We start from the raw sequence: 9,655 nt of genomic DNA, 5'->3' as shown, positions 1-9,655 counted from the left end.
CCCCGAGCCGCTCGACCGATCGGCCGACATCCCGGAGGTACCGTGTCCGATCCCCTGTCCTCGTTCCTCACCGCGCTCGATCTGACCGACACGGGGGCGCGGACCAGCGAGGACATCTTCACGGGGCCGTCGCAGTGGATGCCGGAGGGGCGCGTGTTCGGCGGCCAGGTGCTCGCGCAGTCGCTGATCGCGGCGGGCCGCACGGTCGAGGGCCGCAGCGTGCACTCGATGCACGGCTACTTCCTCCGCCCGGGCGACGTGGAGCTGCCGATCACGTTCTCGGTCGATCGGATCCACGACGGCCGGTCGTTCTGCACCCGGCGCACCCAGGCCTACCAGAACGGCGCGCCGATCCTGTCGATGATCGCGTCGTTCCAGACGGAGGACGAGGGCCTGGACCACCAGACTCCGATGCCGGAGGGAGTGCCCGACCCGGAGTCGCTGCCCAGCACGGCCGAGATCCTCGCCGGTGTGGACCACCCCGTCGGCAGCTTCTGGGCGACGCAGCGGCCCTTCGACGTGCGGCACGTGGAGCAGCCGGTGTACCTCCGCGCCGACCCCGACCGCCGGGCGCACCAGAGCGTCTGGATGCGCTCGCTCGGCACTCTGCCCGACGATCCGATGCTGCACCGCGCGGCTCTCGCCTATGCGAGCGACTACACGATCCTGGAGTCGGCGCTGCGCCGGCACGGTGCCGCGTGGACGACGCCCGGCCTGCGGATCGCGAGCCTCGACCACGCCATGTGGTGGCACCGCCCGGCTCGCGTAGACGAGTGGCTGCTCTACGTTCAGGAGGCGCCGAGCGCCTCGGGCGGTCGCGGACTCTCGCTCGGTCGCATCTACTCGCGCGACGGACGGCTGGTCGCCAGCGTCGCCCAGGAGGGCATGGTGCGCGTCCCGCTGCACTGAGCGGGCCGCGCTGCGTCAGCCGCGCTTCGCGAACCGCACCGGTTCGTCGACGTACGGAGCCCACACCTCGCGGAGCTCGTCCGGGATCCGCTCGGGACGGCCCGTGGCGGCGGTGACCATGACGAGCGTGGTCGCCGCCTTCGTGTACAGGATGCGCGGCTCGATGCCGACGGGCGAGTACAGCTCGTAGCAGATCTCGAGGCTGGCGCCGCCGATCCGCCCGATCCACATCTCGATGTCGATCGGCGCCCGCATGTACGGGATCGGGGCGAGGTACTCGATCTCCTGCCTCGCGATCAGGCTGATCGTGGGGGCGCCCGGTCGGGCGTCCAGCACCGCCGTCGCCATCCCCGCCGCGCCGGGAGAGTCCGGCCGCCAGAACGCCTGGATGCGCGCCTCCTCGAGCAGGCGCAGCATCTCGGCGTTGTTGACGTGCGCGTAGGCGTCGAAGTCCGACCAGCGCAGCGGGATGGCGACGTGCAGGCGCATCAGTCGCGGGTCAGCTTGCGGTAGGCCGAGCGGTGCGGCTTCGCGGCGTCGGGGCCGAGGCGCTCGATCTTGTTCTCCTCGTACGCCTCGAAGTTGCCCTCGAACCAGTACCAGTTCGCCGGGTCCTCCTCGGTGCCCTCGTAGGACAGGATGTGCGTCGCGATGCGGTCGAGGAACCACCGGTCGTGGGTGATGACCACGGCGCAGCCGGGGAACTCGAGCAGCGCGTTCTCGAGGCTCCCGAGCGTCTCGACGTCCAGGTCGTTGGTCGGCTCGTCGAGCAGCAGCAGGTTGCCGCCCTGCTTGAGCGTCAGCGCGAGGTTGAGGCGGTTGCGCTCTCCACCGGAGAGCACGCCCGCCTTCTTCTGCTGGTCGGGGCCCTTGAAGCCGAACTGCGAGACGTAGGCGCGCGACGGGATCTCGGTCTTGCCGACCTGGATGTAGTCGTGCCCGTCCGAGACGACCTCCCAGAGGTTCTTGTTCGGGTCGATGCCGCCGCGGCTCTGGTCGACGTAGGAGATGTCGACGGTCTCGCCGATCTTGAGGTCACCGCCGTCGAGCGGCTCGAAGCCGACGATCGTCTTGAACAGCGTGGTCTTGCCGACGCCGTTCGGGCCGATCACGCCGACGATGCCGTTGCGCGGGAGGGTGAAGCTGAGGTCCTCGATGAGCACGCGCTCGCCGAACGACTTGTGCAGCTTCTTCGCATCGATGACCTGGGCTCCGAGGCGCGGTCCCACGGGGATCACGATCTCCTCGAAGTCGAGCACGCGCGTCTTCTCGGCCTCGGCGGCCATCTCCTCGTAGCGGGCCAGGCGGGCCTTCGACTTGGCCTGGCGGCCCTTGGCGTTGCTGCGCACCCACTCGAGCTCGGTGGTCAGGCGCTTGGCGAGCTTGGCGTCCTTCTTGCCCTGGACCTCCAGTCGGGCGCGCTTCTTCTCGAGGTAGGTCGAGTAGTTGCCCTCGTAGGGGTAGAGGTGTCCGCGGTCGACCTCGGCGATCCACTCCGCGACGTTGTCGAGGAAGTACCGGTCGTGGGTGACGGCGAGGACGGCGCCGGGGTACTTCGAGAGGAACTGCTCGAGCCAGAGCACGCTCTCGGCGTCCAGGTGGTTGGTGGGCTCGTCGAGCAGCAGCAGGTCGGGCTTCTGCAGGAGGAGCTTCGTCAGCGCCACGCGGCGCTTCTCACCACCCGACAGGTTCGTCACGAGGGAGTCGCCCGGGGGCGTCCGCAGCGCGTCCATCGCCTGCTCGAGCTGCGAGTCGAGATCCCACGCGTCGGCGGCGTCGATGGCCTCCTGCAGGGTGCCCATCTCGGCGAGCAGCGAGTCGAAGTCGGCGTCCGGGTCGGCCATCGCGAGGGAGATCTCGTTGAAGCGGTCGATCTTGCCCTTGATCTCGCCCACGCCCTCCTGCACGTTCTCGAGCACGGTCTTGGTCTCGTCGAGTTCGGGCTCCTGCATCAGGATGCCGACGGAGTAGCCCGGGCTCAGCCGCGCCTCGCCGTTGCTCGGGGTGTCGAGCCCGGCCATGATCTTCAGGATCGTCGACTTGCCGGCGCCGTTCGGGCCGACCACGCCGATCTTGGCGCCGGGCAGGAACGACATGGTGACGTCGTCCAGGATCAGCTTGTCGCCGACCGCCTTGCGGGCGCGCACCATCGAGTAAATGTATTCAGCCACTTCAGTCCCTCAACCGCTCGTACGTTCTCGGAGCCCCGCGTTCCGGCGGGACCTCCCCGGTGACCGGGAGACCCGCGGCCGGATGACGGCCTCCGTCGGTCGCGGCGCGGTTCGCGCAGACGGATCGGAGGCAGGGGCCGCGTCCAGGCTACCGGCTGGGAGGACGCGGGATCAGCCCTCGAGCGGGACGGTCCGGCCGACCAGGCAGGCGCCGGTCGCGATCGGCGCGGCGACCACCGCGTGGACGCCGTCGCTCTTGGGGCCGTACTGGCCGAGCAGGCAGGAGTCACCGAGCTTCACCGAGACGAGCACCGTGTCGGCGTCGAGCCCGATCGAGGTCTCGTCGGCCGTGAGCTGCATCGCCTCCTTCGAGAAGCCGGCCGCGACCAGGGCGTCGACGACGCTGAGTCCGGGTGCCTCGGCGTCCGCGGCGACCACTCCGCTGATCACCTGCTCGAAGAAGGGCAGGTTCTCCTCGGCGGAGCCGCCCGGGACGAGGGCGACCGGTGCCGGCTCCGCCGGAGCACCGGCGGTCGCCTCCGCGGCGGGAGACGACGCGGTGGCCTCGGGAGCGGTGCAGCCGGCGAGCAGCCCGACGGCGAGGACGGGACCGGCGAGGAGGGCGGCGGCACGGCGCAGGCGCTCGTCGACCGGGGTCCGTGTGCTCACTCGACTCCTTCCGGCGGCCGCGGATCTCGCGCCGGACACCCTCGTCAGAACGGGGTATCGACCGATTCTAACGACGGCTCGAGCGGCGTCGTCACCGCGCCCCAGTCCCCTGTGGCCGTTGCGTCGACGGCCTTCGGGGGCTCCTCGCTCCAGGCCTCGGGCGCGGTGGGGGCCGCCACGGGCGCCGCTCGCCCGACGGTCTTCGTGTAGCGGGTGGTCCCCCACGCGAGGTCGTGGCCGATCCCCTCGGCCGTCAGTGCGACGTCGGTGCCGGACTTGCCGCCGCTCTCCCACGAGCGCACGGCGAGCCGCCCCGTGACGATGACCCGGTCGCCGCGGGCGAGCGACGCGAGGGCGTTGCCGGCGAGTCCGTTGAAGGCGTTCACGGTGTACCAGTTCGTGGATCCGTCGACCCAGCGCTGCTCGGCGCGGTCGTAGCGGCGCTGCGCCGAGGCCAGTCGGAAGCTGGCCATCGTGCGGCCGTTCGCGGTGTCGATGCTCCGCGGATCGGTGCCGATGACTCCGATGAGGGTGAGGGTGTCGGTCATGGTCGTGTCCTCTCGTCGATGGTCGCGGTCGCGACCGGAGCGGCACCCGGGCGGAGGGGGCTGGTACCACCCGGGTGCCGTGAGGACAGTGTCGTGACGAAGGGCCCGCCTCCGGAGTGGAGACGGGCCCTTCTGGGGACGATCGGCGTCATCGACGCCTGGGGAGGACGACTACGACGCGGTGATGTACTTCGAGTACGACTTCCGGATCTTGTTCACCTTGGGCAGGGCCACCGCGAGGCAGTAGCCCTGACCCGGGTTCTTCGCGAAGAAGTCCTGGTGGTAGTCCTCGGCCGGGTAGTAGACCCCGAGAGGGGAGATCTCCGTGACGATCGAGCCGTCCCACCACTCCGAGGCGCGGTCGCGAGCCGCCTCGAACAGCTCCTTCTCCTCGTCGGTGGAGTAGTACATCGCCGAGCGGTACTGCGTACCGACGTCGTTGCCCTGGCGGTTGAGCTGACGGGGGTCGTGGAGGGTGAAGAAGACGTCGAGGATCACCTGCTCCGGGATGACGTCGGGATCGAACGTCACGGCGACGGCCTCGGCGTGGCCGGTGCGTCCCGTGCAGACGTCCTCGTAATCGGGATCGACGGTGGATCCGCCGGTGTAGCCGGAGACGACGTCGCTCACGCCGTCGAGGACGCGGTAGACGGCGTCGAGGCACCAGAAGCATCCCCCGGCGAGTACGAATGTGCGCATGTGCGTGTGACTCACTTCCTGTCGCGGCGACGCATCCGGAGTGCCGGGCGCGTCGTCTGAGTCAACACCCTTCGGGCCCGCCGCATTCCGCGCCCGGGGGCGGCTGGCATAGAGTCCAGGAGTGAGCTACGACGCAGCCCCCGACCGCTACGACCGCATGGACTACCGACGAGTGGGACGGAGCGGGCTCAAGCTTCCCGCCCTCTCCCTCGGCCTCTGGCACAACTTCGGCTCCGACCGCCCCCTCGACACGCAGCGCGCGATCCTGCGCCGCGCGTTCGACCTGGGGATCACCCATTTCGACCTCGCGAACAACTACGGACCGCCCTACGGCGCGGCCGAGACGGCGTTCGGCCGGATCTTCGCGGAGGACTTCCGTCGGTACCGCGACGAGATCGTGATCTCCTCCAAGGCCGGGTACGACATGTGGCCGGGACCGTACGGCGACGGCGGGTCCCGCAAGTACCTCCTCTCCTCCCTCGACCAGAGCCTCGAGCGCCTCGGAGTCGACTACGTCGACGTCTTCTACTCGCACCGGCCGGACCCCGAGACGCCGATCGAGGAGACGATGGGAGCGCTCGCCTCCGCCGTCCAGCAGGGCAAGGCGCTCTACGTCGGAGTCTCGAACTACGACCCCGAGCAGACACGCGCCGCCCAGGCCGCCCTCGCGTCCACCGGAGTGCCGCTGCTCATCCACCAGCCGCGGTACTCGATGTTCGACCGCCACATCGAGGACGGGCTCTTCCCCGTCCTCGACGAACTGGGGACCGGCTGCATCGTGTTCTCGCCGCTCGCCCAGGGCCTGCTGACCGACCGCTACCTCGACGGGACCGTCCCCGACGGATCGCGCGCCGCGACCTCGCGCTTCCTCTCCTCCGACCGGATCGACGAGGACTACCTCGCCCGGGTTCGCGGCCTGAACGCGATCGCGGAGGGACGCGGCCAGACCCTCGCGCAGCTCGCGCTGAGCTGGGTCCTGCGCGTCCGGACCGTCACGAGCGCGGTCATCGGCGCCTCGAGTGTCGCCCAGCTCGAGCAGAACGTGGCGGCACTCGACGCCGGTCCGCTGACCGAGTCGGAGACGGCGGCGATCGAGGAGTTCGCCGTGCACGGGACCGCTCTGCGCTGAGTCCGCGGAGCCGACGGGGATGTCGGTGGTCGCTCGTAGTCTGCGAGAGCACCCTGGCCGGTGGGTGCTCCCCGATCCGAGCAGGAGGAACCGATGTCCCTGTCCACTCTGCACGCGACCCGCACTCCCCCGAGGCTGACCCGGGTGAACGGGCGGCTCTGGCGCGTGAGCACCGCCTCCGGCGCCGTCGTCGGCCACATCGAGCTGGTCGACGATCCGCAGGGCGAGAAGTACCGGGCGAGGCTCCTGCGCGCCGGGATGCCTGCGGGCCCGCAGCTGGGCGAGTTCTGGAGCGTCGACGACGCGATCGAGGTCTTCCGCGTCGCCTGAGGCACCGATCACCGACAGGTCGGCGTGCCGATCTCTCCTCGCCGCGCGGTCGGGCTAACGTTCGGCACATGCAGTGGTGGAGCGATTTCGTGCAATGGATCCAGACGGCGGACGGCTACCGGGCGGTGTTCCTGGCGGTGATCGTCCTGCTCTCGGTGGTGATCGGAGTGGTCATCACGGCCGCCGTGTTCCGCTCCGCCATCGCGCGGCTGATCAGGCAGCAGGACCACGAGCGCAAGAACGCCGTGATCGCGACCCTGATCGACGCCGCTGTCGACGCCTCCGCGTGGAACGTGCTCAGCCAGACCGAGCGCATCCTGAGCGATCGCGCCTCCGCCCAGGCCGAGACGCACCTGCGCCTCCTGCCCGTCAAGGGGTCCGGAGTCGCGGCGAACTGGGCCGCGCACGAGCTCGCCGACCTGAAGCACTCCTCGGCCACGGGCGGCTACCAGACCCAGGCGAGCGTGGCCGAGTTCCGCGACCGCCTCGTGCTCTGGCGAGACAAGCCCGGGCGTGCTCGCAAGGCGTTCCTCGCCGACCTCGAGCGCTGGCGCTTCTCCGAGACCTCGCGTCCCGAGACGAAGCCCGTCGAGCCCGAAGCGCAGTCCACCCGCCCGACGCCGGAGCCCGAGCGCCCGGCGACCCCCGCTCCCGTCGTGGTCGGCGCCTCGGAAGGAGCGACCGACTACCAGCGTCCGTCCTCGACGCCGACGATCGTCCTGCCGGCCGCCTCTGAGAACGATGGACACGACGAAACGCGCCAGCTTCTGGACGACGTCGACCGCCTCGAGGTGCCCTCGCGCGAGCGCCCGGTCGAAGAGCTCCCGCCGGTCGAGCACGAGCAGACGGCGACTCCCGCGTCGCAGGCCGAGGTCGAGGGCGAGCACTCCGACGATGCCCGCACGGCCCACGCCGCCCGCCCGGTCGAGTGAGCCGAGCCCCGGATGGAGAGAAGGCCCCGACCGCTGATGCGGTCGGGGCCTTCTCCGTGGTGTAGATCACACGTCTCAGATGTGCGCGTCACGTGCACGCGCAACCCGGCCGACCAGTACGGCGAGGGGCGCCGCGATGATCGTCCACGCAACCGCGATTCCAGCGAGAAGAGCGAGGAGCAGCATGGTCGTACCTCCGTTCGTTACGTCGTTGTAATTCCGGACACCCCCAGACTAGGTGCCCAACGACGAGCACAGTGCTCAAAACTCGAAAACACGCCGGTGTTGCCCAGAAAAGAGCAGTGTGTTAGGCGAGAAAAGCCGACTTTGCCACCCATTCAGGGCTGGTGTCCAGCCCGAACAGCGTCCTGACACTGCGGTCCGCACTGATGCGGATGAACCGGTACGAGCACGACAGACTGCAGGAGATCCGGTGGCCAGTCCATCGGAGCAACACTTGCGGGGCGCGCAATGGTGGTGACTCGCGGTCGGTTACGAACCATAGAGGAGGACCGACCCCGGCCTCGCACTGTCGAAGGACGATCCGACGATCGCCGTTCATCTCCATTCGGCTGCACTGACAACTGCCGCACGCATCGCGCTCACCCCTGATTCGGCCGGTGAATCCGCCAGCAGGTGTCCCGGTGGCGAGGGTGCACCCGCGATCCCGGAGACCACAGCGACCAGGACGGCTGGTGCGACAGGCTCCGCAGTCCGCAGTCCGCTGTCGCGCAACGCGTGCACTGCGGAGGCTACTGGCTACTGTGCAGCGCGTGGGAGACTCCATTGCGCGTCCGAGATTCGATTTCACTGACGGGTTGCGCGCGCTTGCCGCGATCGCCGTGAGCATCTATCACGCGGCCCTCTTCACCGGCGGTAGCGGAGAGTTCCTCGCTTCTTTCCCGATCGCCGGCCGCCTGCTCGGCCTCGGAACGCTCGCGGTTCCGGTGTTCATCGTCCTCTCCGGTTTCGTGCTGATGCTGCCCGTCGCGCGCAGTTCTTCGCTCGAACTGCGAGGCGGACTTCGCGAGTTCGTGAAGCGACGGGCGAGGCGAATCCTGCCGCCGTACTTCATCTCCCTCGCGATCTTCGCGACCACGATCGGCCTCGCCCCGGCCCTGCAGACGGGGCACGGGACCGAGTGGGACAGCAAGGTCCCCATCACGCTCGGCGGGCTCGTCTCGCATCTGTTCCTCGTGCACAACCTCGACCCCGCCTGGATCTACCAGATCAACGGACCAGCATGGTCGGTCGCTACCGAGTGGCAGATCTACTTCCTCTTCCCTCTCGTCCTCCTGCCCCTCTGGCGCCGCTTCGGTCCGATAGTCGCCGTCGGGACGGCGATCGCTCTCGGCGTGGCCACCATAGTGCTGCTCCCGTCGATCGCTCCCGCTCACCCCTGGTTCCTCGGGCTCTTCGCGATGGGTGCCGGGGCCGCGTGGATGACTCATCATGCGGAGCTCCGCCGCGCAGGTGCGATGACAGTACTGGCGGCTGTCATCGCGATCGTGCTCACCATCGGCGTGCACGTCGTGTGGGTCTCCGAGACAGCGTGCGGAGCAGCGATCGCACTGCTGCTGTACTGGCTCTCCCTGAACGCACGCTCTGGACGATCGACCCGGGCGGCGCGCATTCTGAGCTATCGCCCTCTGGTCAGGATCAGCATCGGCTCCTACAGCCTTTACCTCGTCCACAGCCCGGTCCTCGCGGCGGGAAACATCGCTCTTCTCGACCTGGAGATGCCTTACCCGGCGCGCCTCCTAGTGATGTTCGTGGTCGTCCTCCCCTTGTCGTGGCTCGCCGGCTGGATCTTTTTCCGCCTCGTCGAACGCCACTTCCTCACGACGCACCAGGCGATCCTCAGGCCGGACCGATCGTGATCGGCGCGATCACTTCTGGTGTTCGAAGGGCGATGCTGCACTCGATTCCGCCGAGCTGCTGTCGCTGAGCACGGGTGGCTCCGAGGACAACGTCGCAGGACCGACAGGATCGGTCAAGGGTCCGTTGCCCGTCGTCGCCGGAAATTGGCCGTCCTCCCGACGCTCCGCAGCTGCCGTTCCGGGCACCCGGGTTCCAGCCGTCGGCGACGCGCAGAGCGATCAAGACTCCGACACATCGCCCCGCTGCCCGAAAAGGAGCGGTCTGTCGTGAGAATGAAGCCGAGGACGGCAACGCTTCTACAACCGGAACCGGGGGAACTGCATGTCGTCTCCGCCTCCGTACGAGCTGTGGTGACCGACGGAGCACGGCTTCTCATGACGACGACGG

The 9,655-nt window shown here is 69.1% G+C and carries 10 protein-coding genes; 5 read left to right on the top strand and 5 right to left on the bottom strand.

Annotation, left to right across the window (positions count from 1 at the left end; translation table 11 throughout):
- The first annotated feature begins 42 nt into the window (after positions 1–42).
- Positions 43–909, top strand: a complete 867-nt coding sequence (locus ASF46_RS07995) for an acyl-CoA thioesterase (protein ID WP_235576884.1) — start codon at positions 43–45, stop codon at positions 907–909.
- 15 nt (positions 910–924) lie between these two features.
- Here ASF46_RS07995 and ASF46_RS07990 read toward each other — a convergent pair whose 3' ends face one another.
- The 5 genes from ASF46_RS07990 to msrA all read right to left on the bottom strand — a co-directional run bounded on the left by ASF46_RS07990 (position 925) and on the right by msrA (position 4,996).
- Complete coding sequence (locus tag ASF46_RS07990) at positions 925–1,398, bottom strand: acyl-CoA thioesterase (RefSeq protein WP_056867045.1); 474 nt, start codon at positions 1,396–1,398, stop codon at positions 925–927.
- On the bottom strand, positions 1,398–3,080 hold the full coding sequence (ettA, locus tag ASF46_RS07985) for an energy-dependent translational throttle protein EttA (RefSeq protein ID WP_055792444.1): 1,683 nt from the start codon (positions 3,078–3,080) through the stop codon (positions 1,398–1,400). Before ettA ends, ASF46_RS07990 begins: the two co-directional genes overlap by 1 nt.
- 171 nt (positions 3,081–3,251) lie before the next feature.
- The gene (locus tag ASF46_RS07980; protein ID WP_056867044.1) at positions 3,252–3,749 is read right to left on the bottom strand and encodes a DUF6993 domain-containing protein; all 498 of its coding nucleotides are present in this window, start codon (positions 3,747–3,749) and stop codon (positions 3,252–3,254) included.
- A 44-nt stretch (positions 3,750–3,793) separates the two neighbouring features.
- Positions 3,794–4,297 carry a single-stranded DNA-binding protein gene (locus tag ASF46_RS07975; RefSeq protein WP_082485313.1) on the bottom strand — a complete coding sequence of 168 codons (504 nt, stop codon included), beginning with the start codon at positions 4,295–4,297 and terminating at the stop codon, positions 3,794–3,796.
- Between the two features lie 171 nt (positions 4,298–4,468).
- On the bottom strand, positions 4,469–4,996 hold the full coding sequence (msrA, locus tag ASF46_RS07970; protein ID WP_055792452.1) for a peptide-methionine (S)-S-oxide reductase MsrA: 528 nt from the start codon (positions 4,994–4,996) through the stop codon (positions 4,469–4,471).
- 121 nt (positions 4,997–5,117) lie between these two features.
- Between msrA and ASF46_RS07965 the strand changes: the two genes are divergently transcribed.
- The 4 genes from ASF46_RS07965 to ASF46_RS07950 all read left to right on the top strand — a co-directional run bounded on the left by ASF46_RS07965 (position 5,118) and on the right by ASF46_RS07950 (position 9,267).
- Positions 5,118–6,125 carry an aldo/keto reductase gene (locus ASF46_RS07965; RefSeq protein WP_056867043.1) on the top strand — a complete coding sequence of 336 codons (1,008 nt, stop codon included), beginning with the start codon at positions 5,118–5,120 and terminating at the stop codon, positions 6,123–6,125.
- A gap of 93 nt (positions 6,126–6,218) precedes the next feature.
- Positions 6,219–6,455: a hypothetical protein gene (locus ASF46_RS07960; RefSeq protein ID WP_056867042.1), complete on the top strand. Its 237-nt coding sequence runs from the start codon at positions 6,219–6,221 to the stop codon at positions 6,453–6,455.
- 68 nt (positions 6,456–6,523) lie between these two features.
- Positions 6,524–7,387: a hypothetical protein gene (locus tag ASF46_RS07955; protein ID WP_056867041.1), complete on the top strand. Its 864-nt coding sequence runs from the start codon at positions 6,524–6,526 to the stop codon at positions 7,385–7,387.
- Positions 7,388–8,160: 773 nt separating this feature from the next.
- A complete protein-coding gene (locus ASF46_RS07950; protein WP_235576883.1) occupies positions 8,161–9,267 on the top strand; it encodes an acyltransferase family protein in 1,107 nt (368 codons plus the stop codon).
- Positions 9,268–9,655 lie beyond the last annotated feature (388 nt).

The sequence above is a fragment of the Rathayibacter sp. Leaf296 genome (assembly GCF_001423045.1).
In the GTDB taxonomy this organism is placed as follows: domain Bacteria; phylum Actinomycetota; class Actinomycetes; order Actinomycetales; family Microbacteriaceae; genus Rathayibacter; species Rathayibacter caricis.
This window is presented reverse-complemented; position numbering and strand designations above follow the sequence as displayed.